Here is a 25,603-nt window from a genome sequence, read left to right as displayed (position 1 = left end):
TCAGAGCTTGCCGGAGATGTAGCGCGTCAGCGTCGCGCGCGTGCCATTCGCCCACAAGACGTTGAGCGCATGGGCAAAGACCTCGGCGAACGGCGCCGAGCGGCCGACACCGCCATAGATATCCTCCATCGCAAGCCAGGCACCGGGCTTATCCTTCGCCGCCTTCGCGCTTGCCTGCAGCCGGTCCCAGCTGGGATCGTTGGCTTCGATGTCGGCGCCGCTGTCGGTGGTGCCGAAACAGTAGCGGCACCACAGCGCGGACTCGAGCGCCAGACCCGCGACGCCTTTGCCGGCCTTCAGCCGGTCGGCAATGGTCGGGATGATGAATTTCGGCTGCCGGTTGGAACCGTCGAGGCAGAGCCGGCGGATGGTGTCGCCGATCTTGGGGTTGGAAAAGCGCTGCTCGATGAGCTGATAATAATCCTCCAGCACGGTGTCCGGCACCGGTGGCACGGTCGGGATGATCTCGTCATGCTCGAGCTTGGCGAGGAAGCCGCGCACCAGCGGCTCCTGCATCGCCTCATGGACGAAATGGATGTCCATCAACCCTGCGGGATAAGCGATCGTGGCATGACCGCCATTGAGGATGCGGATCTTCATCAGCTCATAGGGCGCGACATCCCTCACGAATTGCACACCGACCTTTTCCAGCGGTGGGCGGCCGTCGGTGAAACGGTCTTCCAGCACCCATTGCTTGAACGGCTCGCAGAACACCGGCCAGTTGTCCTCAAGGCCGAACTCCGAGGCGAGAATACCGCGCTCGCGGTCGGAGGTGGCGGGCGTGATGCGGTCGACCATGCCGTTGGGAAAGGCGACATTGTCGCTGACCCAGTTCGCCAGATCCTCGTCGATCAGCCGGGCCAGCCCAATGACGCCATCCGAGGTGACATGGCCATTATGAGGGATGTTGTCGCAGGACATGACGGTGAACGGCACGATGCCGTCGGCCCGGCGGCGCATCAGGCCCGCAAGGATGAGGCCGAACACCGTCTTCGGCGTCGTGCCTGCCTGTGCGTCGGCGACGATGTCGGGGTGGGTCGGGTTGAACTTGCCGGAGGCCGGATCGATGAAATAACCGCCTTCCGTGATGGTCAGCGAGACGATCTTGATCGCCGGATCGGCGAGCTGGTCGATGATCGCATCCGCATCGCCGGGCGTCAGGAAGTCGATCATGACGCCGGTGACGCGGGCGCTCATATGATCGGAATCCTGCTCGACCACGGTGGTCAGCCAGTCCTGCTCCTGCAGCTTGGAACGGCCGATTTTTTCGCCCTCGAAGACCCCGGCGCCGACCAGCGCCCAGTCATGGCCGATGCCTGAATTGAAGAGATCGTCGAGATAGACCGCCTGATGCGAGCGATGGAAATTGCCGACGCCGAAATGCACGATACCGGGTTTGAGCGCAGCGCGGTCGTATTTCGGACCGGCGACCTTGGCGGGGAGTTCCGAGAGGATCGAGGAGGAGAGTTTCACGGTCATTTTTCTACCCTTTTGGCCGGGCTGCGGCCTGCGTGATCCCGGCCCATCAACTCATCCATTGGCCGCCATCGACATTGTAGGTCTGGGCGACAATGTATTCGGCGTCGTCGCTGGCCAGGAACACCGCCATGCCGGTCAGGTCCTCCGGCTTGCCCATGCGGCCATAGGGCACGCCCTCGCCGACCAGCCGCTTCTTCTCGCCCTTCGCCCGGTTCTCATATTTGGCGAACAGCGCATCGACCTCATCCCACATATCGCTGTCGACGACGCCGGGCGCGATGCCATTGACGTTGATGCGGTGCTTGATCAGGTCGAGCCCGGCGGACTGGGTCAGCGAAATCACCGCGGCCTTGGTGGCGCAATAGACGGCGACCAGCGGCTCGCCGCGCCGTCCTGCCTGGCTGGCGATGTTGATGATCTTGCCGCCCTTGCCCCTTGCGATCATCGAACGCGCCGCTGCCTGCAGCATGAACAAAGTGCCGGCGACGTTGACGGAGAACAATTTGTCATAGCTCGCTTCGGTGATCTCGACGATCGGCGCCAAGTCGAACAAGGCAGCATTGTTAATCAGTATGTCGAGGCCGCCGGTCTTTGTTTCGACCGCCTTGACCGCCGCCTGGATCGAAGCAAGGTCGCTGACGTCGAGCCTGACCGGATAGGCGTTGGCGCCAATCTCGGCGGCCGTCTTTTCGGCAGCCGCCAGATTGATGTCGGCAATGGCCACCGTGGCACCCTCGCGCGTATAGGCTTCGGCAAAAGCCCTGCCGATGCCGCGCGCGGATCCGGTGATCAGCGCCGATTTGCCTTTCAGTCTCACTGCGTCAGCGCCTTTCCGTCGGGGCCGAAGCGATGCATGCGGACCTTGTCCGGCGTCAAATAGATGGTGTCGCCGTGGCGTACGGCCAGTTCGCCATCGGCGCGTACCGTCAGCGGACCGACGCCGTCGGCCTGGACATGCAGGAAGGTGTCGGAGCCCAGATGCTCGGCGACGCCGACAAGGGCTTTCCAGTCGCCCGCTGTGGTCGATATCCCCATATGCTCAGGACGAATGCCGATGGTCTTGGCGTTGTATTTGGCCGCCGGCGCACCTTCGATCAGGTTCATTTTCGGCGAACCGATGAAGCCCGCCACGAACAGGTTCTTCGGCGACTTGTAGAGTTCCATCGGCGAGCCGACCTGTTCGATGTTGCCGGCGTTGAGCACGACGATCTTGTCGGCCATGGTCATGGCTTCGATCTGGTCGTGGGTGACGTAGACCATCGTCGTCTTGAGCTGATGGTGCAGCTCGCTGATTTCGAGCCGCATGGTGCCGCGCAGTGCGGCGTCGAGATTGGACAGCGGCTCGTCGAACAGGAATGCCGAGGGCTGGCGCACGATGGCGCGGCCGATGGCGACGCGTTGCCGCTGGCCGCCAGAGAGCTGGCCGGGCCGGCGTTCGAGATAGTTGGTGAGGTTGAGGACCCGGGCCGCGTCCTTCACCTTCTTGTCGATCGTCGCCACATCCTCGCCCGCCATCTTCAGCGGGAAGCCGATGTTCTTGGCCACCGTCATATGCGGATAGAGCGCATAGGACTGGAATACCATGGCCAGCTTGCGCTTGGCCGGCGCCTCGCCGGTGACGTCACGGCCATCGATGTTGATGGTGCCCCCGCTGGTGTCCTCGAGCCCGGCGATGAGGCGCAGCAACGTGGACTTGCCGCAACCCGACGGCCCGACGAAGACGACGAACTCGCCATTCTCGATGACCAGGTCGAGGCCTGGAATGATGACCGTCGATCCGAAATGCTTGGAGACGTTCTTGAGCGTGATGTTTCCCATGGTTTCCTCCCCGAGGGGTTATTTGGCCGGATTGCTTCAGGCAACGTCCGTTATTTTACCGCACCGAAGGTCAGCCCGCGCACCAGCTGCTTCTGGCTGAACCAGCCCATGATCAGGATGGGCGCGATGGCCAGCGTCGATGCCGCCGAAAGCTTGGCCCAGAACAGGCCTTGCGGGCTTGAGAACGAACTGATGAAGGCCGTCAGCGGCGCCGCCTCGGTGGTGGTCAGGCGGATGGTCCAGAACGCTTCGTTCCACGCCAGGATGATGTTGAGCAGCATGGTCGAGGCGATGCCCGGCACGGCCATGGGGGTCAGCACATAGACGATCTCGCCCCACAGGGTGGCGCCGTCCATGCGTGCCGCTTCCAGGATCTCGCCGGGGATTTCGCGGAAGTAGGTGTAGAGCATCCAGATCACGATCGGCAGGTTGATCAGCATCAGCATGATCATCAGGCCGATGCGGCTGTCGAGCAGTCCGGCATCGCGGAAGATGAGGTAGATCGGGAACAGCACGGCAACCGCCGGCATCATCTTGGTCGAGAGCATCCACATCAGGATGTCCTTGGTCCACTTGCCCGGCGAGAAGGCCATCGACCAGGCGGCCGGAACCGCGACTATCAGGGCCAGGATGGTCGAGCCGACCGAGAGCAGCACCGAGTTGAAGAAGAACTTGAAGTAGCCGCTCTGCGCCTGGACCTCGGTATAGCTCTCGAACGTCCCCGACGGGATCAGCGCGAAGCCCTGGATGGCCTCCTGCTCCGACTTGAACGAGGTGATGATCGTGTAGAGGATCGGGAAGAAGATCAGCAGCGCGACGATCCAGGCGGCGCCTGTCGCAATGACCTTGTGTTGGGTGGTGACTGCACGTGCCATCGTATCCTCCCTTACTTGTCCAGGTTCTTGCCCACCGCGCGCATGGCGAAGAAGGCGACGATGTTGGCGAGAATGACGGCGATGACACCGCCGGCCGATGCCTGGCCGATTTTGAACTCCAGCAATGCCTTCTGGTAGACGAGGAAGGGCAGGTTGGTGGAGGCATAGCCGGGTCCGCCATTGGTGGTGACCAGGATTTCGGCATAGACCGACAGCAGGAAGATGGTCTGGATCAGGATGACGACGGTGATGGCGCGCGACATGTGCGGCAGCGTCAGATAGATGAAGCGGCTGACGAAGCCGGCGCCGTCCATCTCGGCGGCTTCCTTCTGCTCGCCGTCGAGCGACTGCAATGCGGTCAGCAGGATCAGCGTGGCGAAGGGAAGCCATTGCCAGGCGACGATGATGATGATGGCCAGCATCGGATGCTGCCCGAACCAGTCGATCGGTTGAGCCCCGAAGAAGCGCGCAATGTCGGCAAAGACGCCGTATTGCGGGTGCATGATCATGTTCTTCCAGACAAGTGCAGCCACCGGCGGCATGACGAAGAACGGAGAGATGACGAGGATGCGGACGATCCCCTGTCCCCACATCGGCTGATCGATCAACAGCGCCAGCATGATGCCTCCGATGACGGTGATCAGCAGCACGCTGCCCACCAGGACCAGCGTGTTGAGGATCGACTGCAGGAATGCCGGGTTGGAATAGAACAGCGAGTAATTCGAGAACCAGACAAACCCGTCGCGGATCGGATTGAGCGGATTGTACTGCTGGAAGGAGAACCAGATCGTGAGTGCCAGCGGCACGATCATCCAGACGAACAGCAGCACCACGGATGGCGCCAACATAAAGCGGGCAAGCGAACGGGTCTGCTGAGTAGCCATGACGGTCACCCTTCAAGGTCAGCCAAATTTTCAGGTGTGTGAAAGGGGCCGCCCGAACTGGGATTCGGGCGGCCGTTGCCGGCCAAGGAGGCGGCCGGCATTCGGCACCGGGAGGAGCCTTACTTGATATAACCGCCTTCGGTCATGGTCGCCGTGGCGGCGTCCTGCGCCTGCTTGAGCGCGTCGTCTACGCTGGTCTGGCCGGCGAGCGCCGCCGAGAACAGCTGGCCAACGGTTGTGCCGAGGCCCTGGAACTCAGGAATGGCGACGAACTGCACACCGACATAGGGCACCGGCTTGACCGTCGGATGCGCCGGATCGGCGGCATTGATCGAGTCCAGCGTCATCTTGGCGAATGGGGCCGCCTTCTGGTACTCGGGATTGGCGTAGAGCGAGGAACGCGTTCCCGGAGGAACGTTGGCCCAGCCTTCCTTGGAAGCGACCAGTTCGGCATAGTGCTTGCTGGTCGCCCATGAGACGAACTTCTGGGCGGATTCCGCCTTCTGCGTGCCTGCGGGGATCGCCAGCGACCATGCCCAGAGCCAGTTGGCGCGCTTGCCGAGGCCATTGTCCGGCGCCAAAGCATAACCGACCTTGTCGGCCACCTTCGAGGCCTTCGGATCCGAGACGAAGGACGCCGCCACGGTGGCGTCGATCCACATGCCGCACTTGCCTTGCTGGAACAGAGCCAGATTCTCGTTGAAGCCGTTGGACGAAGCGCCTTCCGGACCGTCGGCCTTCATCAGGTCGACATAGAACTGCAGTGTGTTCTTCCATTCCGGTTGGTCGAACTGCGGCTTCCAGTTCTCGTCGAACCAGCGGGCGCCAAACGAGTTGGACATGGCCGTCAGGAACGCCGTGTTCTCGCCCCAGCCGGCCTTGCCGCGCAGGCATACGCCGTTCACGCCATTGGCGCGGTCGGTCATCTTGTCGGCCGCCTGCTTGATGAAGTCCCACGTCGGGGCATCGGGCATGGTCAGCCCGGCCTTCTCGATCAGGTCCTTGCGGTACATGACGAAGGAGCTTTCGCCGTAGAAGGGCGCGGCATAGAGCTTGCCGTCGACCGAGAGGCCGCCGGCGATGGCCGGGATGATGTCCTTGGCGTCATAGTCGTCGCCGAGCTTGTCGAGCGGCAACAGCCAGCTCTGCTTGGCCCAGATCGGAACCTCGTAGGTGCCGATCGTCATCACGTCATACTGGCCGCCCTTAGTTGCGATGTCGGTGGTGACGCGCTCGCGCAGCACGTTCTCTTCGAGCGTGACCCAGTTCAGCTGGATGTCGGGGTTCGCCTTGGTGAAGTCGTCCGTCAGCTTTTGCATGCGGACCATGTCGCCATTGTTGACCGTGGCGATGGTGATGGATTCGGCGTGTGCGGCAAAAGCGAAAGCGCTGGCCGACAACAAGCCCAGGGTGAGCGTGCGCAGTTTCATCAAATTCCTCCCATGAACCAAGATGAGCATTTGCCTTGGTAATGGGCAATTACTCACTTGGCATAAATTATGTCAAGCCAGATTCGATGCTGCAGCGCAGCACGCAAGGCGGAGCGCGGCGTTGCGCGCGTAGAGGATATTGAACGGATTTGGGAAGCTGTTTGCAGGGGATGTGAGAGCGCGTTGATGCCGACCCATCGCAACCCAATCGTCGCGCCAGGGGAGCGATAGGGCCGAGTCCATCAGCCGTGGGACGGGTAGCTTCCCACGGAATATTCGAAAACCCTGCCGTCGCGTGTTTGCTTGGCTCTGGTCAGCACTTCCGTCACCTGGATCCAGCTGGGCTCGTCCTTGCGCAGCCTAACTTCCCGGCCGATTACCTTCACGGCAGCTTGAAACGGCGTAAATGCTTCGATCACGTGCGTCGTGCGCACGGTGTTGTTTTCGATTTCTTCGACGCGATAGACTTTCATCAGCCGGCTGATCGACCCTGTTTCAATCTGCAGACGATTGATCCTGCTCAATTGGGTCGTCACAAGCACAAGCCTATGCCGGGCGAGTGATATCGACAGCGTTTTTGTCAAGCTTGGTTAACCGGGTGGCCCGATCGCAGCTGTTTGTCCGCGAAAGCGAGCATTCGTCGCGGATCCATGGCTCGCTTTGCATCTCGGAAATCAATCCGCGAATCGCTCGCCCTCAGGCGCAGGCGATCTCGGCCAGGATCCAGTCCCGGAAGGCTTTTATCTTCGGCACGTTGCGACGCGCCGTCGGGTAGACCAGCCAATAGGCGTGGCCGTCGTCGCCGACCAGGTCGAAGGGCTGGATCAGGCGGCCGGCGGCGAGCTCGGTCTTGAACAATGCGGTGGTCAGGATCGCCACACCATGGCCGGCGATGGCCGCATTCGCCTCATAGGCCTGCGCGCCCATGCTGGTGCCGGTGCGCCTGGCAAGTTCGTCCGCCGGGACGCCGGCAAGGGCGAACCATTCCCGCCACCAGATGTCGCCGGGATCGAGAATGGGCAGCTTGAACAGGTCGGCGGGTTCGTGGACGCCACCTATGGTGGCAGCGAGTGCCGGGCTCAGCACCGGGGTGAAATCGGCCTTGAACAAAAGATGGGTCTCCACTCCAGGCCACTTGCCGCTGCCGGAGCGGATAGCGATGTCCATGTCCTCGCGGGCAAAATCGATCACCCTGTTCGAGGTATCGACGCGCACCGCCAGCGACGGATGCGCGACCTGGAAGGAGCCGAGGTGCTGCGCCAGCCAGTTCGAGGCAAAGGTCAGCAGCGTCGAGACGCACAGCACACCATCGGCGCCCCCACGCGCGGCGGAATAGGCGCTTGAGAGCAGGCTGAACGCCTCGCTGACGGCGGGCGCCAGGCGCTGGCCGGGTTCGGTCAGCACGATCTGGCGCGGCTGGCGCAGGAACAGCGGCGAACCGATGCGCTCTTCCAGAAGCTTGATCTGATAGCTGGCGGCGGCCTGCGTCATGCCGAGTTCCTGCGCGGCCTTGGTGAAGGAGAGATGCCGCGCGACGGCTTCGAACACCCTGATGGCCTGCAGCGGCGGCAACTGGGCGAGCTGTGGTGCCTTGAGATCGGGCATAAGCCCTCCTTATGGGTCGTGATCGACGTTTGATTGGCGGCAAGAGCCAATCAGGCCGATATCTGGTGTCAACGATCAATCAAGTTCAAGCATAGCGGAGGCTGAAGATCATGACCACGGTACAGCAAAAACTCCATTCCACCCCGGCGCAGAGCTGGTTTTCCCTGCTGGCACATGAATTTTCCCTGCTTGTGCACCGTCGGCGCGGCTACATCGACGTCCGGGAGCTGTCGCCGCATTTGCAGCGCGACATGGGCTTCCTCGACGGCAACGACCCGTCCGGGCGCTGCAAATAACGTGTTGGATTTTATCGATGGGCCGCTTAATCGGTGTCAGGAACCGTCGAGCAAGGCCGTGGCGGTCCGCTCGTCGGTGATGAGGCCATTGACCAGCCGGCGGTTCACCGCGGCCAGGATGCCCGGCAATTTGCGCTCGCCCATGGCGAGCGCAATGACCAGCGACTTTTCGCGTGACGGCAAAGCTGCCGACGATACCCGGTCGTTGGTGATGCCCTCGATCATGCGGCCTTCCCGGTCGAACACCCAGCCGACGATCTCGGCGACGCCGCCAGCCTTTTGCAAAGCCTTCAGCTCGCTTTCCGAGATAAAACCGTCCTCGTAGAGCGGCGCCTTCGGGCCGAGATCGCCGATGCCGACAAAGGTGACGTCGGCTTCCGCGGCCAGCGCCAGCGTCGGTTGGATCATCGGCTGGGCAAGCAGCATCTCGCGCTCTTCCGGCGACGAGGCGATGACCGGCAGCGGCATCGGGAACGAGCGCGCCTTGACCCGGTCGGCCATGGTGAAGATGACGTTGTAGAAGGCGGCCGAACCGTCGGGCGAGATGTTGCCGGTCAAGGACACAACCTTGTGCTGCGAGCATTCCATCGGCGGCAATTGCTCGATCGCCGCCTTCAGCGTGCGGCCGGTGCCGATGGCCAAGACGATGGGCGTCGGTGACCGCAGCCGCCGCTCGATCTCGGCCGCGGCCGCCTCGGCAATGCCGATCGTGGTCGAGGATGAGGTCGGATCGCTCGGCACCACTTCGACCAGGTCGAGCGCGAAGCGCGACTTCAGCCTTGCGGCAAGGTCGAGGCAATTGGCGATCGGGTGGTCGACCCGCACCTTGATCAGCCCCTCCGACACCGCCAGCGACACCAGCCGCTGCGCCGTCTGCCGGGAAATGCCGAGCGTGGCGGCGATCTGGTCCTGGGTGTTGCCGGCAACATAGTAAAGCCAGCCGGCGCGCGCTGCCTCGTCCAGCCTGCTGCTGCCGCCATCTTGCCGCGAATTCAAAATGTGCCTCCAGCCCTGCCCCTTTGCGCGCCCTTGGGCGAAGCGTCATAGTCTTGCAGGGAATGTGTCGGCGCGCAATTGTCTATCGGCAGGGCAATTGCTTGCTGCTTCGATCCGGCCGCCGCGCGGCAACCAACCAAGCGAAAATCGCCAGCGGACGGGCTCGGCGGTTTATCTCCTGATACAAACGCTTTAAGGGGATCGGCAAAGGAGCCTCGCATGACGCCGAAAGCGGTTTTCTGGGATATGGACGGCACGCTGGTCGACAGCGAGCCGCTGCATGAGGCCGCCTTGGTGGCGGCGCTGCGCAGCGTCGGTATCACGCCGCCGGCCGACCTGCATGAGCGGGTGCTGGGCGTCGCCGCCGCACCGGTCTACGAGATGCTGCGCAGCGAGTTCGGCCTCGACCTGCCCTTCGACGACTGGATCGTGCGCAAATACGATCACTACATGCCGATGGCCGAGACGCTGAAGCCGCGCCCCGGCGCGATCGAAGTGTTCAACGAATTGCGCGCGCTCGGCGTGCAGCAGGCGGTGGTGTCCAATTCCGACCGGGTGATCGTCGATGCAAATCTGAGCGCCGTCGGCCTGATCTATCCCGGCATGCGCACGATCAGCCGAAACGACGTGCGCGAAGGCAAGCCGCATCCCGAACCGTTCCTGCGCGCCGCATGGCTGGCCGGCGTCGATCCCGCAGACGCGGTGGCCGTCGACGACAGCGTTACCGGCGCCACATCAGGCCTGGCCGCGGGGATGCGGACGATCTTCTGGCCGGAAGCGCCGATGGCAGGACCGAAGGGCGCTGTCGTGATCAACAGTGCGGAAGAGTTGCGGGCTCAGTTGGGACTCTGAGTGAGCCTATGAACGTCGGCGCTGCCCCTCATCCTCCCTTCAGCTTGGCCATGCATTGTCTAATGTTGCGCTGGTCGACCCCCACTCCGTCTCGGCTTCGCCGAGCCAAGCTTTTTGCCGTCAAACGCTCGTCCAGAAAGCTCCCTTCCTTTCCCTCCGGAGGAGGGAAAGGTGGCGCTGCGAAGCAGCGACGGATTGGGGGAACCACCTGGCAAGCAAGCCTTACGCCGATCAGTCATAACAAATCACAGAAAGTGAGTGCGTAGCGTAAACGGGAGAAGCACGGATGGTCCGCTTAGCTGCGGTACACCGGCTCCTCCTCGTCGAGGATCGCCTTCAGCTCGGCAAGGTGACGCTCCGCCTGGCCGGGATAGTCGTCCATTTCGCTGGCGGCCTTTTCGGCAATGGCGTCGGAGAGCGTGCGCAGCGGACGGCCGGTCCACAGCGCCTTGATGTAGGTCTCGGCGGCACGCTCGAAATAGAACATGCGGTTGAAGGCGTCGGCAACGGTGTCGCCGATGACCATGACGCCGTGATTGCCCATCACCATCACTTTGACTTTCGGGTCGGTGAGCAGTTGCGAGCAGCGCTCGCCTTCCTCCTCGAAGGCCAGCCCGCCATAGTGGGCATCGACGACGTGGCGGTTGAAGAACATGGCCGAGTTCTGGTCGATCGGCGGCAGAGTCGAGTCGGCCAGCGATGCAAGCACAGTGGCATGAATGGAATGCACATGCATGGCGCAGCGCGCATGCGGCACGTTGCGGTGAATGGCGCCGTGCAGACCCCAGGCGGTCGGGTCGGGCGCATTCGGGCCGGACAATGTCTCGGGATCGTTGGCGTCAATCAGCAAAAGGTCGCTCGCCTTGATGCGCGAGAAATGCACCTGGTTGGGGTTCATCAGGAATTTGCTGCCGGCCTCGTTGACCGACAGCGAGAAGTGGTTGGCCACGGCTTCATGCATGTTGAGCCGCGCCGTCCAGCGGAAGGCGGCGGCAAGGTCGACGCGCTCCTCATAATAGGGCAGGTTGGTCAGCGGCTCTTTCTGCAAACGGGCGATGCTCATCAAAAAATCCTCCATTTCCCCGAGAATGCCGCGCCCAATGCCGACCAGCAACCGGTAAGTACTGGGTCAGGCCGCCGAGCGAGCCGACTGCAGCCCGCCATGTTCGACGATGAAGTCGATGACTTCCTGCAGTCCCTTGCCGCGCGACAGGTCGGTGAAGCCGAACGGGCGCTTGCCCCGCATTCGGGCGGCGTCGCTCTCCATGACATCGAGGTTGACGTTCACATAGGGCGCCAGATCGCTCTTGTTGATGACCAGGAAATCGGAACGGGTGATCGCCGGCCCGCCCTTCCTGGGGATTTCCTCGCCCTGGCAAACCGAGATGACATAGAGGGTCAGGTCGGCAAGGTCCGGCGAGAAGGTGGCGGCAAGATTGTCGCCGCCGGATTCGATGAAGACGATGTCGAGATCGGGGAATTTCCTGTTCAGTCCGGCGATCGCCTGCAAATTGATCGAGGCGTCCTCACGGATGGCGGTGTGCGGGCAGCCGCCGGTCTCCACGCCGACGATGCGGTCCTCAGGCAGCGCCTGCAGGCGAGCCAGCATCATGGCGTCTTCCTTGGTGTAGATGTCGTTGGTGACGACGGCGATGGAGAAATCGTCGCGCAGCGCCTTGCAGAGCTTTTCGGTTAGCGTCGTCTTGCCGGAGCCGACGGGACCGCCGATGCCGATGCGCAGGGGACCATTGGCCTGAGTCATAGCGAAAAATCCGTCATGCCGAAAAACTCCGTGATGGCGAGGATGGCGAAGCTGAGCCCGATCAACAGGCAGAGCGGCGAATAGAAGCTGATATCGAGCCGCGCAAAAGGCTGTTCCGGCGCCAGACGGCGCCACCACGGCGTGAAGCCGGCAATTCCGCGGCCGAGAAAGACCAGCCCTATGAGCAGCGCTGTGGCGGCAAGGCCTTCCCTTGGAAAGGGGGTGGCGAAGACCCCGGTCAGCGCCAGCGGCCACAGGGTTGCGAGGCACAGGCACGCGGCAACGGCGAAAAAGGCAAACGGCGTCGGCATCTCGTCGACGCCGCGAAAGCCGACGACGGCGTGGGCGCAGGAGACGCCGTCCCTGCCCGGCCAGATGCCGCCAAGGCCCCAATAGACATGCAGCGCGGTGATCAGCAGCAGGACGGCCGAGAGGGCGAAGGCGAGGACGATCATGAGCGGAACAGCCTGGAATACTGCGTCTCGTGCTTCATCGCCATGATGTCGGAGATGAAGGCGCAGCCGCCGAGATCGTCCAATGTCGAGCCGGCGGCGCGCGCGGCCGTCGACAGCGCCAACGGCTCGAAGCCGGCGAGCAAGGCCATGGCGTCCGTCTGGCCGACGATTCCGAGTCGGATCGCCGCCTGAACGAGGTTGGAGAAGAAGGCCTGCAGGAAGGCCGACATCGCGTCCTGAAGCGCGATGCCGTTGCCGCCGGCAACGGCGCCGACGGCGACACAGTAGGCGCATTCGGCCGGCAGGCGGCCCAATACCGGATTCGCCCACGCCGCTGCCGCTTTCAGGAAGGCGGCGCCTTGCAGCATGGTTTCGGTGTGGCGCTCACGCGAGCCGGCCAGCGCTTCGGCGAGATCGGCAATTTCATGGAGGTCGCCTTCATGGAGGTCGCCGCCGTCGCGGGCGCGGCGCCAGCTTTCCGCGAAGAGCACGGCGTCGTTCCAGCCCGAGCCCATCTCGACCAGCGTCTCCAGCCAGAAGGCGAGGCTGGCGGTATCGGCAACCAGCCCGTCTTGCCCGGCGCGTTCGAGACCATGGCTGTAGGCAAAGCCGCCGACCGGAAAGGCCGGCGACAGCCACGCCATGAGCCGCAGCAAAGCGATGCCGGACGGCTGGTCAGTCATGATCGTGATGATGCCCGTCATGGGAATGGCTGTGCGAATGCGACTCGCTGTGTGCGTGGGAACGTCCATCATGGGAATGCGCTTCGGCGTGCGCATGCGCATGGCCATGATCATGACCATGCGCACCTTGGGCGGAATAGGCGCCGCGCACCGGCTTGAACGGTTCGGAGACTTCGCGCACCGTGGCGCCTAGCCCTTCCAGCATAGCCTTGATAACATGGTCGCGCAAAATCAGGATGCGGCTGGGCTCAATCGCAGCCGCCAGATGCCGGTTGCCGATATGCCAGGCGAGTTCGGTCAGATGCACTGCGTGGCGGGCGCGGATGTCGTAGACCTCTTCGGGTGCCGCGGTGATCTCGACCTGGCCGCCATCCTCCAGCACCAGCCGGTCGCCATCGTTCAAGGTCACGGGTTCGGGCAGGTCGACCAGCACCTTGCTGCCGTCGGCAAGCTCGATGGCGCGGCGGCGCAAATGACGCTCGTCATGGGGCAGGACGGCACGGCCGGATGGCGGCGTAGTTCCGGCAGTGCCGGCAGGCACCACCGAGACGGCCCGGGGGAACTTGGTGAAGTCGGTGTTCAGGTTGAGTTTCATCGCATGGCTCCACCGTTAGCCTGGGCTCTCGCACGGGCAGGCCGCGCCAGGACGCGGTCGAAATACGCGTTGACGCGCTCGGATTCGATCGGAAATTTTCCGGCGCGGGCCCAGCCGCCCATGTCGCCCAACAGCACGTCGACGGCGGAAAACCGGTCGCCCAGCGCAAACTCCCGATCCCCCAGCCGGCCGTCGAGCGCCTTGGCCTCCGAGGCGAAATCGTAGGCGGCGGCGGGGCCGACATCGACCCGCACGTCCTTCGGCAACAGGAAGCGGTGGCGCAGCTTGTTCCACAGCGGCGCTTCGAACTCGGACTGGGCAAAATGCATCCAGGAATCCATTTCGGCGCGTCCGGCCACACCTGGATTGGCGCCCATGCCTTTGTCGGCGTGCTTGTCGGCGAGATAGACGCAGATTGCCGCCGAATCAGTCACCGTCAGTTCGCCATCGATCAGGATCGGCACCTTGCCCGACGGGTTGAGCGCATAGGCTTCGGGCGAACGCAATTTGACCTCGACGAATTCATAGGGCTGCCCGAGTTCCTCGAGCATCCACAGAACGCGGCTGACGCGGGATCCACGCGATCCGATGGCCTTGTACATGGTTGAACCCTCTTTCCTGCGACCCTAAACCATAGCCACTGTTCAGACGATGGTGTCGAAGAGCCGCAGGATGAACGATATCTGATAGATCAGCGTGCCGGCGACGAAGGCGATGTGGAAGCGGCGGTCACGCACCAGTATGGCGGCGATGCACAACACCACGAAAACCGGCGTTCGGAACAGATATTCATTGCCGTAGCGGGCGAAATGCTCGGGACCCTTCAGCAGCGTGTCGACGACGTCGAGCAGATAGGTCGTCGCCAGCAGGCCGAAGAACCAGCCACGGCGTGAATAGAAGAAATCCTCGTAGCTGGTGTAGTCGAGCATCGAATCCGGAAACAGCAGCGCGCACAGCAGGAACAGCGTGATGGCGTAGAAGATCAGGAACAGGTACTTGCCGAAAGTCCAGACCTCTATGGTGTAGAGGCCGAACTCCCACCACCAGAAATGCACCAGCAGCAACAGCATGGAGGCGACCCAGCCGAGGTGCACGGGATAGAGCCTGTACTGGCCGGGATGCTGGACGATTCGCGCCACCCCCGACAGCAGGCGAGCGACGCCAAGTCCGATCACCATGCCCATGACGATGCGGATATGCGGGAAGATGTCGTGGGCGGAGGCTATTTCGGTGGCCATGACCTGCTACGCGGTTTCTTTGAGCCGCATATTGCGGCGGCACCGACCGGCTCGCAATGGAATTTGCCGGGTCGATCAAATCGCCCCTCGCCTCAAAACAGGAAATACCGCTGCGCCATCGGCAGCACGGTTGCCGGCTCGCAAGTCAAGAGTTCGCCATCGGCGCGAACCTCATAGGTTTCGGGATCGACCTCGATATGCGGCGTGGCGTCGTTGAGGATCATCGAGTGCTTGCCGATGCCGCCGCGGGTATTTTCGACCGCGACGAACTGCTTGTCGACGCCGAGCCTGCCATGCAGGCCGGACTCCAGCGCCGCCTTCGAAACGAAGGTCACCGACGAGTTGGTCCTGGCCTTGCCATAGGCGCCGAACATCGGGCGGTAGTGCATGGGCTGGGGGGTCGGGATAGAGGCGTTGGGGTCGCCCATCGGGGCTGCGGCTATCATGCCGCCGATCAGCACCATGTCCGGTTTGACGCCGAAGAAGGCTGGGTTCCACAGCACCAGATCGGCGCGCTTGCCGACCGCGATCGACCCGATGTCCCTGGACAGCCCATGCGCGATGGCCGGGTTGATGGTGTATTTGGCGATGTAGCGGCGGACGCGGAAATTGTCGTTGTTGCCGGTCTCCTGCGGCAATGACCCGCGCTGGCGCTTCATCTTGTCGGCGGTCTGCCAGGTGCGGATCGCCACCTCGCCGACACGGCCCATGGCCTGCGAGTCCGACGAGATGATCGAGAAGGCGCCGATATCGTGCAGAATGTCTTCCGCCGCGATGGTCTCCTTGCGGATACGGCTTTCGGCAAAGGCGATGTCTTCAGGGATCGACGGCGACAGATGGTGGCAGACCATCAGCATGTCGAGATGCTCGGCCAGCGTGTTGACGGTGTAGGGCCGCGTCGGGTTGGTCGAAGACGGAATGACGTTGGGCAGGCCGCAGACCTTGATGATATCGGGCGCATGGCCGCCGCCGGCGCCTTCGGTGTGGAAGGCGTGGATGGTGCGGCCCTTGATGGCGGCGACGGTGTTCTCCACAAAGCCGGATTCGTTCAGCGTGTCGGTGTGGATCATCACCTGCACGTCGTAATCGTCGGCAACCGACAGGCAGCAATCGATGGCCGCCGGCGTCGTCCCCCAGTCCTCGTGCAGCTTCAGCGAGCAGGCCCCGCCCAGCACCATTTCCTCCAGCGCTGCCGTCAGCGAGGCGTTGCCCTTTCCGGACAGGCCGATGTTCATCGGGAAAGCGTCGAAGGACTGGATCATGCGCGCCATGTGCCAGGGTCCGGGCGTGCAGGTGGTGGCCAGCGTGCCATGCGCCGGGCCGGTGCCGCCGCCGAGCATGGTGGTGATGCCCGACATCAGCGCTTCGTCGATCTGCTGCGGACAGATGAAGTGGATGTGCGCGTCGAAGCCGCCGGCGGTGAGGATCTTGCCCTCGCCGGCGATGATCTCTGTACCGGGGCCGATGATGATGGTGACGCCGTCCTGCGTGTCGGGATTGCCGGCCTTGCCGATGGCCGCGATGCGGCCGTCCCTGAGACCTATATCGGCCTTGAAGATGCCGGCCGTGGCATCGACCACCAGCGCGTTGGTGATGACCGTGTCGACCGCGCCGCCGGCGCGCGACACCTGGCTCTGGCCCATGCCGTCGCGGATGACCTTGCCGCCGCCGAATTTCACCTCCTCGCCATGGACGGTGAGGTCCTTTTCGACCTCGATAAACAGTTCGGTGTCGGCCAGGCGCACTCTGTCGCCGACCGTCGGGCCATACATCTGCGCGTAGGCGGCGCGGGTAATTCTAGCCATCAGTCAATGCTCCCCAAACGAGAGTCCGGCCGCAGCCGAACTCCACATCGTCGCCATCCAATGGTCATGCAATGACCCGCTTGGCGACACCTTCTGATCCCATTTGGCCGTTGAGGTGGCCGTGCCACCCCAAACCGCCCGTTTGCCAAACCCTTGGCCAAATCGATGAAAGGAAAATACATGCGCAAAATCATCGTTCTTGCAGCCGCCGCCACGCTGGCCTCCGCAACCGTAGCCGGCGCCCAGCAGCAGCCCACGCCGCAACCGAAGCCGGCGACGCCCAGCGCTCAGCCGGCGGCGCCGGCGATCCAGAAGGTCAACATCGTCGATATCAGCGAATTGCCCAAGGCCACCCAGACGCAGGTCAATCAGGTGATCGCCCAGCGTGGCGATGCCGGGCTGCAGAAACTGCGCTCTTCGATCGACGCGACGCCGCAGATCAAGTCGGCGCTCGAAGCCAAGGGGCTCACCTCGGCACAGGTGGTCGCCGCCAGCATGACCACCGATGGCGCGCTGACCCTTGTCACCAAGAAGGCAAGCTGAAAGAAGCGCTTGGCGGGCCGGCACCCGGCCCGCCAGCCCACAGGGAACCTTCGCCCGACAGGAGGCGTTTCGTTCCTTTGGCGCCGAACGGCGTTGCACAGAAAAGTCCACCAGGAGCGAGCAATGCCTGTCTTTGCCGACACCAGATGGCTCCAGAGCCTTGCTGCCTGCACATTTCTCGCAGCTTTCGGCCCGCAAGCCGCGCAAGGTCTTGAAAGCGCTGACGCCGTCAACCGGGCCGACACCGTCAACAGGATCGTCGGCTCCGATGTCCGGCAGGAGGAGGCGCGGACGGAACCACAGACCAACAAGATCATCACCGCGATCGAGCGGACGCGTGAGAACATCGGCGCCGTGCGCAAGACGTCCAAGCTCGATACTGTGGATATCGTCTTCCTCACCGACGCGGCGCGCAGCGAAGGCGGCCCGCCGCCGGCGGTCGAGAGCAAGGTCGAACAGCATCAGGATGACATTGCGGAACTGCGCAAGGAGATCGACGCCAACGCCTTGCTGTTCAACGCCATCGATTCGCGGCGCGTGCTTACGGAAGACGTCCTTGCGGTGGAATTCGACGGCTCGGCAAGAATCGTCATCTACGCGGCGGCCAGGCCGTCGAACTGACCTCAGGGCGCCCGACCCCGTCGATCTCACAGCCTGCCCATGATCTTCTGCTGAAAACCGTAGACCTCGCGTTTTCCTCCGAACGGCACCAGCGTGACGTCCCGCTCTTGTCCCGGTTCGAAGCGCATCGCGGTGCCGGCGGCAATGTCCAGACGCATGCCGCGCGCTTTGTCGCGATCGAATTTCAACCCCTCATTGGTCTCGAAGAAATGGTAGTGGCTGCCGACCTGGATCGGCCGGTCGCCGCTGTTGGCCACCTTCAGCGTCACCGTCGGCAGCCCCTTGTTGAGCTCGATGTCGCCGCTTGCCGTGATGATTTCGCCGGGAATCATCGTTAGCCTCACAAAACGCCGAAGACCAGGCCGACGGCGACTGCAGCACAAGCGGCGCCAGCGGCGCGGGCAAGCCCGCGAAAGCGCATGCCGAGGCCAAGGCCGGCAGCGATGCCCATGGCATGGAGAAGTGCGGTGGCAACGGCAAAGCCGGCCATATAGTCAAGTCCACCGGCATTTTCCGGCACTTCGGTGCCGTGGGCATGGCCATGGAACAGCGCGAACAGGCCGATGATGGCGACTCCGGCCGAGACCGGCAGATCGACCGCCAACGCCACCAGCAAGCCAAGCGCGACGACGGAGGCAAGGATGCCCGGTTCGACGAAAGGCACCGGCACGTGGAGCATGCCGAGCGCGCCGCCGACCAGCATGACGCCGACAAAGGCCAGCGGCCAGGCCCAGATTGCCTTGCCGCCCTTGAGCGCCGCCCACAGGCCGACGGCTACCATGACGGTCATATGGTCGAGGCCGGACAGCGGATGCGCGAAGCCCGCCGCGAAGGACGAGGTCGTGCCGATGCCGACATGGGCATAGGCGGGCATCGCCGCCGCCAGCAGCAGGATCGCTGCAAGCGTGGTGCGTTTGGTTGAAGCAGAGATCATCGGTCTTCCCTTCGAAGTCACGAAAACAATCACGCAGCCTTGCGCGGGCCGCAGCCCTCGGCCTTGAGCACGCGTTGGGTCGAGGCCGGATATTTCACCAGTTTCTCCACTGGGCGGATCGGGCGTGCGGAAAAATTGCCGCCGCAGTTCGGGCAGACGCCGCCCAGCACATGTTCAGCGCAGTCAGCGCAGAAGGTGCATTCAAAGGTGCAGATCAGCGCGTCCGCCGCTTCCGGCGGCAGGTCCTTGTCGCAGCATTCGCAATTCGGTCGCAGCTCCAGCATCGTTTTCTCCTCACCTGATCGGTTCGTGAACGGTCACCAGCTTGGTGCCGTCGGGAAAGGTCGCCTCGACCTGCACGTCGTGGATCATCTCGGCGATGCCTTCCATCACCTGCCCGCGGGTGATGACATGGGCGCCGGCCTCCATCAGTTCGGCGACCGGGCGGCCGTCGCGGGCGCCCTCGACGACGAAATCGGTGATCAGCGCGATCGCTTCGGGGTGATTGAGCTTGACGCCGCGTTCCAGCCGCTTGCGCGCCACGATCGCCGCCATGGCGATGAGCAGCTTGTCCTTTTCACGCGGCGTCAGGTTCATGCGCTTTCCTGGATTTGGCCTGTATTTGGCTCAGAGTGACCATAATTTGGGCAGACCCGCCCGCCCGTTGAGCAGTTCGACGAGCGGAACCAGCCGCTTGCGCAGCTGATAGCCGTCCTCGGCAAACAGCCTCGCAAGAAGCTTGCCAGATTTTTTGACGCTCCAGGCGCTGGCATCGCCGTCGGCGCCGACGATGTCGCGGGCCGGATCGAGCAAGGCTTCGGCCTGCGGCGAGACCATCAGCAGCGTCGCAGCGGCAATGGCGCCGCCGGCGACCGCCGGGCGGCCAAGTGCCGCCGCGATAGCCGGCCCGATGCGGAAATCCTCGGCATGAACGAGCGCACCATCCTGGCGGACACGCCAACGGTCGTGGAAATGGCCGTGCGCGGCCTCTTCGCCCATGGCGAGGCGGCCGAATATGGTGGCTTCAAGCAGCAATGCCTCGGCGCCTGCGGCAAGCTCGACCTCGAGCGTGCGGGCAAAGGCCGAGCGGTCGAAGACGATGGTTTCCTGGGGCAGCCAGGCGATACGCCCGCCCGCGCCGACGCTGAGCTTCACCCGAACTTCGGCGCGGTCGCTAGCGGCACGATAGATCTTTTCGCAGGCCTGGGTGGTTATCGAGGCGGAGGCACCTGGCCCGACATCGATTTCCCAGCCGAGCCGATCGCCGCCGGTCAGACCGCCGGCGGTGTTGATGAGCACGGCTTCGAGCGGATCGGCCGCAACGGCCGGCATGCGGATTTTGGCCGAGCCGTCCTGATAGAGGCGCAAAAGCCGGGTGCGTCCATCCCTGACGCCGCACGCAAGCCGGGCCGCCCCGGCCGCGCGCTGGGCCGGAAGAGCTGGGATCAAGACATGCTGCAACGTATCCACGGCGCTAACGTTAAGCACTCCCGGCGCTTTGTCGATATGGTGCTTCTTGATATAGCTTGTTGCTTGACAGCGTTTCCGTTTCTATAGAGGGAGCCTCTTTGGAACGGTCATGCTGCGCCTGGCGGGTTTTTGAAGGCGACGGCGATTTCAGTCCGGGCAACAGGGGCGCCAACCAATCGGCACCGCGACGTTATAAAATTGGGGAAGGAATCGAATGGCTGACGAGCTGGCAACGGAAATCATCGCCAAGATCAGGGCACATGCGGAGCCCGGTGGCGAAGAGATCACCACCAATACGGAATTGACCGCGCTTGGCATCCATTCCCTGGAACTGACCGAGATCATCTTCGATCTCGAGGAGCAGTACGGCATCGAGATCGAGATGAACACGGTCGATGCCTGGAGCAATCTCAAGAATGTCGGCGATATGGTTGAGGCTGTTCGCGCGCTGATTGCGAAAAAAGCCTGAGCTGAATGCAAAAGCGCGTCGTCATTACCGGCATCGGCGGCATATGCGGGCTCGGCGCCAATGCGCCTGCAATCTGGAACGAAATGCGGGCCGGCCGATCGGCCATCGGTCAAATCAGCAATCCCGGTTTGCATGATTTGAAGGTCAAGGTCGGCTGCGAAATCAAGACGCTGCCCGACCATGGCATCAGCCACAAGCAGACCGTGTCGATGGACCGCTTCAGCCTTTTGGCGACGATTGCCGCGCGCGAAGCCATGCAGCATGCCGGCCTGACATCGACTGAAGCAACCACCTACCGGATGGGCGCGGTTGTCGGCGTCGGCGTCTGCGGCTGGGAGGCGATCGAGGAGAACTATCGCGCCATCCTGGTCGACGGCAAGAACCGGGCCGGCATCTTCACCGTGCCGAAAGTGATGCCGAGTGCGGCATCCGGCCATGTCAGCATGAATCTCGGCCTGCGCGGGCCGGTGTTCGGCGTCACTTCGGCCTGCTCCTCGTCCAATCACGCCTTTGCCTCGGCGGTCGACCAGATCCGGCTCGGCCGCGCCGATGTCATGGTCGCCGGCGGCACCGACGCGCCGCTGCTTTGGGGCATCCTGAAGGGCTGGGAGGCCCTGCGGGTGCTGGCGCCCGATACCTGCCGGCCGTTCTCGGCCGATCGCCAAGGCCTGTCGCTCGGCGAAGGTGCTGGAATGGCGGTGCTGGAAACGTATGAACACGCCATGGCGCGCGGCGCGACCATTCTGGCCGAATTTGCCGGAGCCGGCCTTTCCGCCGACGCTTCCGATATCGTCGCGCCGACTGTCGAGGGACCGACGGCGGCGATGCGCGCCTGCCTGGCGGACGCCGGGCTCAATCCCGAGGACGTCGACTATCTCAACGCCCACGGCACCGGCACCAAGGCCAACGACCAGATCGAGACGGCGGCAATCAAGCGCGTCTTCGGCGACCATGCCTATAAGCTGTCGGTGTCGTCGACCAAGTCGATGCATGCCCATTGCCTCGGCGCCTCGGGCGGCCTGGAAATGATCGCCTGCGTGATGGCGATCCGCGAAGGCATCGTGCCACCGACGGCCAATTTCCGGCAGGCCGACCCCGACTGCGATCTCGACATCACGCCGAATGTGGCGCGCGAGCGCAAGGTGCGCGCGGCGATCAGCAACGGTTTTGCCTTCGGCGGCACCAATGCCGTGGTGGCGTTCAAGGCGGTCTGACGGCAAGCGACTGGCCTGAGCGACTGGCCCTGAATGACTGCGAAGACGGTGTGTGCACCTTCGACCGGTTGATCGGCAAAGAAGCCGAGGATAATCCTTCGCAACTCGCCAGACGGCGCGATACCGCGCCAAATTCCCGACCGGAGCTTTCGATGACCGACCTGTCCGCCTTTCCGATCACCAAGCGCTGGCCGGCCAGCCACCCCGACCGCCTGCAGCTCTATTCCGCGACGACGCCGAATGGGGTGAAAGTCTCGATCGCGCTGGAAGAACTCGGCCTCCCCTACGAGGCGCATCTGGTGGATATCGGCAAGGACCAGAGCTGGACGCCGGAATTCCTGTCGCTGAACCCGAACGGCAAGATACCTGCGATCATCGACCCCGACGGGCCGGGCGGCAGGCCATTCGGCCTGTTCGAATCCGGCGCCATCCTGCTCTACCTCACCGACAAGACCGGCAAGCTGATCCCTGCCGATCCGGCGCGGCGCTACGAGACCATCCAATGGGTGTTCTTCCAGATGGCGGCGATCGGGCCGATTTTCGGACAGGTCGGGTTTTTCAACAAATTCGCCGGACGCGAGATCGCCGACAAGCGGCCGCTGGATCGCTACCGCAATGAATCGCGGCGGCTGATCGGGGTGCTGGAGACGCGGCTGAAGGGTCGAACCTGGATCATGGACGACGACTATACCATCGCCGACATTTCGATGCTGGGCTGGGTGCGCAATCTGATCGGCTTCTACGAGGCGCGCGAACTCGTCGGCTTCGACGACTTCCCCACCGTCGCGGCATGGCTGGAGCGCGGGCTGGCGCGGCCCGCGGTGCAGCGCGGCCTGACCATTCCCGCCAGGAATTGACCTCGGCCAGCCGAAGCAGCCGGGTCTATTTCGCCTTGGCCTTGCTTTTCGAGCCGCCCTTGCCGATGACGGACGCAGCGAGCGACGCAGCGCCCCTGGCTGTCGCCGCCACCGCACCAGCGGCGACATTGGCGGTCGCCTTGACGGTGCGCATCGCGCCGCCGGCCACCGAGCCGCTGCTTGCCGGCTTCTTGGGTTTGGCGGTTTTCGCCGTCACCTTTGCCGTCGCCACCGGTTCTACCTTCTTTGGCGCCGCTTTGCCGAAAGCCGGCTTTGCGTCCTTGGACCGCTCGGCGATCGCCGGGCCGGCGCCTGCCTTCGCCTGCGTGGCCTTTGCCTGCCTGGCTTTGGGTTGAGCGGTCTTGCTCTTGGCGGGTGTTTTTGCCTTGGTTGCCATCTGACGGTTCCCTCACGGCGGCACGATTGCCGATGAGAGATAACGACCTGAAAGTCTTAAGGTTCCCGTTCCGAAGTCCAGCGAACTATGCGGGATCGCCAACAACCAGGTCGGCGGACCTGCGACGGCCGAGCACGCGATCGATGTTGGGCATGTCGTTGGAAGCGATCCAAGCGCGGGCGTCTTCGTCGGAGCGGCCATGCTCGTGCCAGCGCACCAGAAGGCGGCGCTCGAGTTCGGCACGCGGCACATCGACAAAGATGGTGAAGTCGAACAGCGGCGCCAGCCGCGACCACGGCTCCTCGTCCAGCAGGAGGTAATTGCCTTCGACCAGGATGAACTTGGTCTCGGCGGCAACGATGGAGGCGGCGGCGCGCGACAATTCCATGCTGCGGTCGAACACCGGAATGGCGATGTCTGGCTCGCCCGAACGGATGCGCTTCAACAGCGTCTCGAAGCCGGCGAAGTCGAAAGTCTCCGGCGCGCCCTTTCTTGACCGCAGGCCGCGCTGGTCGAGCACGATGTCATCATAGTGGAAGCCGTCCATCGGCACGACTTCAGCCGCGCCCTCCGGCAACAGATCATGCAGGCCGGCCGAGAGCGTCGACTTGCCGGCGCCGGGCGGGCCGGCAATGGCGACGATGAAGCGTTTCGCCTTGCCGGCGCGCTTGAAGATGGTGGCGGCGAGATGGGCGATTTCGGACATTGGGCGCTTCCAGTTATGCTTTGCATCTTGTCGGCAGTTTGAGGAAATTTCAAACCGCGATTTGGGCAATCTCACGACATCCGCCACGTCAGCGCTGCCCCTCGTCGCCCTGCCGGTGTGCAGCCGATAGATGGGTAACACTTCTCCCCCTATGCGTCCGCCGCAGCGCCAAGCAGATTGGTTGGCGCGGCGGTGCGGCGGACAAGCTCCATGTGCCGTGTGTCGAGGATGCCGGCAGGCAGGTGAGGGGCAGGGCCAGCGTTCGAAAATCAGCCGGGCTGGCCGATCCGCAGGAAATCGCTGTCGAATGCGACATCGCGGGTCGAACCATCGGCTCCGGTGAGATGCATGTGACCTGAGGCTGTCCCGATAGCGCGCGGCGGCTCGCCGCTCGCCAGCGGCAGCGTGCCGATGACATGGCGGAAGGAGACTTCGCCGCCGAGGGTAAAAGCGGTCGCGACCCCTTCGCGCTTCAGCCAATTGTCGTCGATCGATGCGGCATGGCCGATGGCGGCGCGGCCGTCCTCGATGCCGAGCACGCCGCGATGGCGGCTGCTCCACGGCGCGTAGTCGCGGCCGCCATTGCTGAACCACAGCATGGTGACCGGAAGCTCCGCCGGGTTCTTCAGCACCAGCACCAGATCCTGTTCGGCCCGGCGCGCCAGCGCCGTCCAGCCCGGACCGTCATGATCGGCTTCGACCAGGGTGATGAAATCCTCGCGCTCATCCTCCATGCGGTAGTCGGTGAGATCGAGCGTGCCGCCGCCAGTGGCTGGAAAGCGCGTCAGATCGGTCGAGCGGGCGGGATAGGAAAGCTTGAAGCGGCCGCGGGCCGGATCGGGCTCCAGCGGTGCGTCCAGTGTCCCGGCAAAGCGCTTCGACGAAAAGGCCAGCCGGCCGCCATCGCGCATCGCCGCCATCGGATGGTGGGCGGCGGAGACCGCTCCGGAACCGCCGGAAAAGACATGCTCCTGATAGAGAAAGGGATGACTGTTGCGGAGCGTGAAGATCTTGTCGACCGTCGCGCCCATCACCGTGCGGCGCAACCGGAAGACGGCCCGCCAGCCGTCGGATGTCGCTTCGCTGACGGTGACATCCCAGGGGCTGTTGGCCGGCCAGCCATGCAGCGGTGCGGCCTCGATGTCGCTGGCCGAAAACGGTGCGCATAGGAAATCGCCCGACAGCCGCACCGTGCCTTCAGGCAGGTCCGGCGGCAGCGTCTCGCCGGCATCGATCCAGGGCGCGCGGTGCAGCGGCTTCAGCTGGCGGCCATCGCTGTCGACCGTTATGTCGGCGATATGGCCGACAGTGAGATCGAGCGTGACCGAAATGCCCTTTGCCTTGATCGTGACCGTATCCATCCGCGCACCTGCTGATTCTGATGGCAGCGAACAAACCCGCTCCGCGAGGGATGCGCAAGCACAGCGACCGGCATTTTGCATCAGGGCGATTTTTACCCTCCCCCTTGTGGGGAGGGTCGGCGAGCGATCGGAGCGAAGCGGAGATCGATCGACGGGGTGGGGGTAGCGCCCTACGAGGAGGCCCCCCCCCCCCCCCCCACCGGGGCCACCCCCCCCCCCACCGCGCGGGTGGGGGGCCACACACGCCTAAAAAAAAAC

32 protein-coding genes are annotated in these 25,603 nt (G+C 63.6%); 7 read left to right on the top strand and 25 right to left on the bottom strand.

Annotated elements, in window-relative coordinates; translation table 11 throughout:
- The 8 genes from NKJ58_RS28975 to NKJ58_RS28940 all read right to left on the bottom strand — a co-directional run bounded on the left by NKJ58_RS28975 (position 1) and on the right by NKJ58_RS28940 (position 8,091).
- Positions 1-1,479 (bottom strand): mannitol dehydrogenase family protein, encoded by a 1,479-nt coding sequence (locus tag NKJ58_RS28975; RefSeq protein ID WP_352519362.1) that lies wholly within the window; start codon positions 1,477-1,479, stop codon positions 1-3.
- Positions 1,480-1,525: 46 nt separating this feature from the next.
- Positions 1,526-2,296, bottom strand: a complete 771-nt coding sequence (locus NKJ58_RS28970) for an L-iditol 2-dehydrogenase (RefSeq protein WP_352519361.1) — start codon at positions 2,294-2,296, stop codon at positions 1,526-1,528.
- Positions 2,293-3,297: an ABC transporter ATP-binding protein gene (locus NKJ58_RS28965; RefSeq protein ID WP_023689168.1), complete on the bottom strand. Its 1,005-nt coding sequence runs from the start codon at positions 3,295-3,297 to the stop codon at positions 2,293-2,295. Before NKJ58_RS28965 ends, NKJ58_RS28970 begins: the two co-directional genes overlap by 4 nt.
- A gap of 50 nt (positions 3,298-3,347) precedes the next feature.
- Complete coding sequence (locus NKJ58_RS28960) at positions 3,348-4,172, bottom strand: carbohydrate ABC transporter permease (protein WP_023671250.1); 825 nt, start codon at positions 4,170-4,172, stop codon at positions 3,348-3,350.
- A gap of 11 nt (positions 4,173-4,183) precedes the next feature.
- Positions 4,184-5,056, bottom strand: coding sequence for a carbohydrate ABC transporter permease (locus NKJ58_RS28955; protein WP_023671249.1), 873 nt, complete (start codon positions 5,054-5,056; stop codon positions 4,184-4,186).
- Positions 5,057-5,175: 119 nt separating this feature from the next.
- Positions 5,176-6,486 (bottom strand): ABC transporter substrate-binding protein, encoded by a 1,311-nt coding sequence (locus NKJ58_RS28950; RefSeq protein WP_023746514.1) that lies wholly within the window; start codon positions 6,484-6,486, stop codon positions 5,176-5,178.
- A gap of 242 nt (positions 6,487-6,728) precedes the next feature.
- Entirely contained in the window at positions 6,729-7,010 is a 282-nt protein-coding gene (locus NKJ58_RS28945; protein WP_023745867.1) for a hypothetical protein, read from the bottom strand.
- Positions 7,011-7,182: 172 nt separating this feature from the next.
- Positions 7,183-8,091, bottom strand: a complete 909-nt coding sequence (locus NKJ58_RS28940) for a LysR substrate-binding domain-containing protein (protein ID WP_023671245.1) — start codon at positions 8,089-8,091, stop codon at positions 7,183-7,185.
- Positions 8,092-8,201: 110 nt separating this feature from the next.
- On the opposite strand from NKJ58_RS28940, the gene NKJ58_RS28935 reads away from it, so the two are divergent.
- Positions 8,202-8,387, top strand: a complete 186-nt coding sequence (locus NKJ58_RS28935; RefSeq protein ID WP_023745868.1) for a hypothetical protein — start codon at positions 8,202-8,204, stop codon at positions 8,385-8,387.
- Between the two features lie 36 nt (positions 8,388-8,423).
- Here the strand turns inward: NKJ58_RS28935 and NKJ58_RS28930 are convergent, their stop codons facing one another.
- The gene (locus tag NKJ58_RS28930; protein ID WP_023671243.1) at positions 8,424-9,383 is read right to left on the bottom strand and encodes a sugar-binding transcriptional regulator; all 960 of its coding nucleotides are present in this window, start codon (positions 9,381-9,383) and stop codon (positions 8,424-8,426) included.
- A 219-nt stretch (positions 9,384-9,602) separates the two neighbouring features.
- Between NKJ58_RS28930 and NKJ58_RS28925 the strand changes: the two genes are divergently transcribed.
- Positions 9,603-10,235, top strand: a complete 633-nt coding sequence (locus NKJ58_RS28925; protein ID WP_023693084.1) for an HAD family hydrolase — start codon at positions 9,603-9,605, stop codon at positions 10,233-10,235.
- Between the two features lie 295 nt (positions 10,236-10,530).
- Here NKJ58_RS28925 and NKJ58_RS28920 read toward each other — a convergent pair whose 3' ends face one another.
- The 8 genes from NKJ58_RS28920 to ureC form a co-directional block, all read right to left on the bottom strand.
- Positions 10,531-11,298 (bottom strand): class II aldolase and adducin N-terminal domain-containing protein, encoded by a 768-nt coding sequence (locus NKJ58_RS28920; protein ID WP_352519360.1) that lies wholly within the window; start codon positions 11,296-11,298, stop codon positions 10,531-10,533.
- A 66-nt stretch (positions 11,299-11,364) separates the two neighbouring features.
- Positions 11,365-11,997, bottom strand: coding sequence for an urease accessory protein UreG (gene ureG, locus NKJ58_RS28915; RefSeq protein WP_023671240.1), 633 nt, complete (start codon positions 11,995-11,997; stop codon positions 11,365-11,367).
- Complete coding sequence (locus NKJ58_RS28910; protein WP_352519359.1) at positions 11,994-12,452, bottom strand: DUF3995 domain-containing protein; 459 nt, start codon at positions 12,450-12,452, stop codon at positions 11,994-11,996. Before NKJ58_RS28910 ends, ureG begins: the two co-directional genes overlap by 4 nt.
- On the bottom strand, positions 12,449-13,135 hold the full coding sequence (locus tag NKJ58_RS28905) for an urease accessory protein UreF (RefSeq protein WP_023689159.1): 687 nt from the start codon (positions 13,133-13,135) through the stop codon (positions 12,449-12,451). The genes NKJ58_RS28910 and NKJ58_RS28905 overlap by 4 nt, the downstream gene beginning before the upstream one ends.
- Complete coding sequence (gene ureE / locus NKJ58_RS28900; protein ID WP_023689158.1) at positions 13,128-13,730, bottom strand: urease accessory protein UreE; 603 nt, start codon at positions 13,728-13,730, stop codon at positions 13,128-13,130. Before ureE ends, NKJ58_RS28905 begins: the two co-directional genes overlap by 8 nt.
- A complete protein-coding gene (locus NKJ58_RS28895; protein WP_023683600.1) occupies positions 13,727-14,332 on the bottom strand; it encodes a glutathione S-transferase family protein in 606 nt (201 codons plus the stop codon). The genes ureE and NKJ58_RS28895 overlap by 4 nt, the downstream gene beginning before the upstream one ends.
- A 42-nt stretch (positions 14,333-14,374) precedes the next feature.
- Positions 14,375-14,968 (bottom strand): hypothetical protein, encoded by a 594-nt coding sequence (locus NKJ58_RS28890; protein ID WP_023689157.1) that lies wholly within the window; start codon positions 14,966-14,968, stop codon positions 14,375-14,377.
- A 92-nt stretch (positions 14,969-15,060) separates the two neighbouring features.
- A complete protein-coding gene (ureC, locus tag NKJ58_RS28885) occupies positions 15,061-16,773 on the bottom strand; it encodes an urease subunit alpha (protein ID WP_502902353.1) in 1,713 nt (570 codons plus the stop codon).
- Between the two features lie 180 nt (positions 16,774-16,953).
- Between ureC and NKJ58_RS28880 the strand changes: the two genes are divergently transcribed.
- Both NKJ58_RS28880 and NKJ58_RS28875 read left to right on the top strand, forming a co-directional pair.
- Positions 16,954-17,316, top strand: coding sequence for a hypothetical protein (locus tag NKJ58_RS28880; protein WP_352854480.1), 363 nt, complete (start codon positions 16,954-16,956; stop codon positions 17,314-17,316).
- Between the two features lie 123 nt (positions 17,317-17,439).
- Entirely contained in the window at positions 17,440-17,937 is a 498-nt protein-coding gene (locus NKJ58_RS28875) for a hypothetical protein (RefSeq protein ID WP_023689155.1), read from the top strand.
- A 26-nt stretch (positions 17,938-17,963) separates the two neighbouring features.
- On the opposite strand, the gene NKJ58_RS28870 is transcribed toward NKJ58_RS28875, so the two are convergent.
- Genes NKJ58_RS28870 through NKJ58_RS28850 form a run of 5 tightly spaced genes read right to left on the bottom strand, consistent with a single transcriptional unit; the run spans position 17,964 to position 20,320 of the window.
- A complete protein-coding gene (locus NKJ58_RS28870; protein ID WP_023671231.1) occupies positions 17,964-18,269 on the bottom strand; it encodes an urease subunit beta in 306 nt (101 codons plus the stop codon).
- An 8-nt stretch (positions 18,270-18,277) separates the two neighbouring features.
- Positions 18,278-18,871: a HupE/UreJ family protein gene (locus NKJ58_RS28865; RefSeq protein ID WP_023689154.1), complete on the bottom strand. Its 594-nt coding sequence runs from the start codon at positions 18,869-18,871 to the stop codon at positions 18,278-18,280.
- 29 nt (positions 18,872-18,900) lie between these two features.
- Complete coding sequence (locus NKJ58_RS28860; RefSeq protein WP_023671229.1) at positions 18,901-19,155, bottom strand: DUF1272 domain-containing protein; 255 nt, start codon at positions 19,153-19,155, stop codon at positions 18,901-18,903.
- 10 nt (positions 19,156-19,165) lie between these two features.
- Positions 19,166-19,468 carry an urease subunit gamma gene (locus NKJ58_RS28855; protein ID WP_023689153.1) on the bottom strand — a complete coding sequence of 101 codons (303 nt, stop codon included), beginning with the start codon at positions 19,466-19,468 and terminating at the stop codon, positions 19,166-19,168.
- A gap of 30 nt (positions 19,469-19,498) precedes the next feature.
- Positions 19,499-20,320, bottom strand: a complete 822-nt coding sequence (locus tag NKJ58_RS28850) for an urease accessory protein UreD (protein ID WP_081726189.1) — start codon at positions 20,318-20,320, stop codon at positions 19,499-19,501.
- Between the two features lie 235 nt (positions 20,321-20,555).
- On the opposite strand from NKJ58_RS28850, the gene NKJ58_RS28845 reads away from it, so the two are divergent.
- From NKJ58_RS28845 to NKJ58_RS28835, 3 genes are all read left to right on the top strand, one after another.
- Complete coding sequence (locus tag NKJ58_RS28845) at positions 20,556-20,810, top strand: acyl carrier protein (RefSeq protein WP_023671226.1); 255 nt, start codon at positions 20,556-20,558, stop codon at positions 20,808-20,810.
- Positions 20,811-20,815: 5 nt separating this feature from the next.
- Positions 20,816-22,024 (top strand): beta-ketoacyl-[acyl-carrier-protein] synthase family protein, encoded by a 1,209-nt coding sequence (locus NKJ58_RS28840; protein ID WP_023671225.1) that lies wholly within the window; start codon positions 20,816-20,818, stop codon positions 22,022-22,024.
- A 152-nt stretch (positions 22,025-22,176) separates the two neighbouring features.
- The gene (locus NKJ58_RS28835) at positions 22,177-22,881 is read left to right on the top strand and encodes a glutathione S-transferase family protein (RefSeq protein WP_023671224.1); all 705 of its coding nucleotides are present in this window, start codon (positions 22,177-22,179) and stop codon (positions 22,879-22,881) included.
- Positions 22,882-22,906: 25 nt separating this feature from the next.
- On the opposite strand, the gene NKJ58_RS28830 is transcribed toward NKJ58_RS28835, so the two are convergent.
- The 3 genes from NKJ58_RS28830 to NKJ58_RS28820 all read right to left on the bottom strand — a co-directional run bounded on the left by NKJ58_RS28830 (position 22,907) and on the right by NKJ58_RS28820 (position 25,345).
- Positions 22,907-23,278: a hypothetical protein gene (locus NKJ58_RS28830; RefSeq protein WP_023683605.1), complete on the bottom strand. Its 372-nt coding sequence runs from the start codon at positions 23,276-23,278 to the stop codon at positions 22,907-22,909.
- Positions 23,279-23,363: 85 nt separating this feature from the next.
- Positions 23,364-23,984: a nucleoside triphosphate hydrolase gene (locus NKJ58_RS28825; protein ID WP_023671222.1), complete on the bottom strand. Its 621-nt coding sequence runs from the start codon at positions 23,982-23,984 to the stop codon at positions 23,364-23,366.
- Positions 23,985-24,253: 269 nt separating this feature from the next.
- Positions 24,254-25,345: a hypothetical protein gene (locus NKJ58_RS28820; RefSeq protein WP_352854478.1), complete on the bottom strand. Its 1,092-nt coding sequence runs from the start codon at positions 25,343-25,345 to the stop codon at positions 24,254-24,256.
- Positions 25,346-25,603: the final 258 nt, after the last annotated feature.

Source organism: Mesorhizobium sp. M0139, from assembly GCF_040322455.1.
GTDB lineage: Bacteria > Pseudomonadota > Alphaproteobacteria > Rhizobiales > Rhizobiaceae > Mesorhizobium.
This window is presented reverse-complemented; position numbering and strand designations above follow the sequence as displayed.